Origin of the sequence: Aquirufa rosea (assembly GCF_004118285.1) — a bacterium.
In the GTDB taxonomy this organism is placed as follows: Bacteria; Bacteroidota; Bacteroidia; order Cytophagales; family Spirosomataceae; genus Aquirufa; species Aquirufa rosea.
The window spans coordinates 1-480 of sequence record NZ_SDHY01000031.1 but is presented as its reverse complement, the minus strand read 5'-3'; the positions used below and the strand labels follow the sequence as shown (position 1 = coordinate 480).

The 480-nt window shown below is 48.3% G+C and carries 2 tRNA genes; both read right to left on the bottom strand.

From position 1 onward, the window contains the following. Positions 1-53 precede the first annotated feature (53 nt). A tRNA-Ala gene (locus tag ESB04_RS12370) sits at positions 54-127 on the bottom strand. A 239-nt stretch (positions 128-366) separates the two neighbouring features. Beyond that, positions 367-443 (bottom strand) — tRNA-Ile (locus tag ESB04_RS12360). Positions 444-480: the final 37 nt, after the last annotated feature.

Genomic DNA, 480 nt, shown 5'->3' with positions numbered 1-480 from the left:
ACGGATTCAACACGGAATGTAATTCCGTTGACCCCTTGCGTTATTCAACAGTGTGGAGAATAACGGATTCGAACCGTTGACCCCCTGCGTGCAAGGCAGGTGCTCTAGCCAGCTGAGCTAATCCCCCAAATTTAATTGGGTTTTACTTGTTAATCTCTTTATTCATTAGACTCGTTTGCCTAATGTGGTAATTTTGTTTCTCTGAGTGGAGAAAACGGATTCGAACGCGGACGGCCAGTTCGTTGACCCCCTGCGTGCAAGGCAGGTGCTCTAGCCAGCTGAGCTAATCCCCCGTTATTGGCTTTCTTCTCTAGCTTGTCCAGCTTGCCTCAACATCGCTTTAGGCTGTGAATCTTTTGCTTTTGTTGGTGGGCCTGCGTGGACTCGAACCACGGACCTCTACATTATCAGTGTAGCGCTCTAACCACCTGAGCTACAAGCCCGCTTGTTTCTTTCTCCCCTTGAATTCTTTCTCGAAAA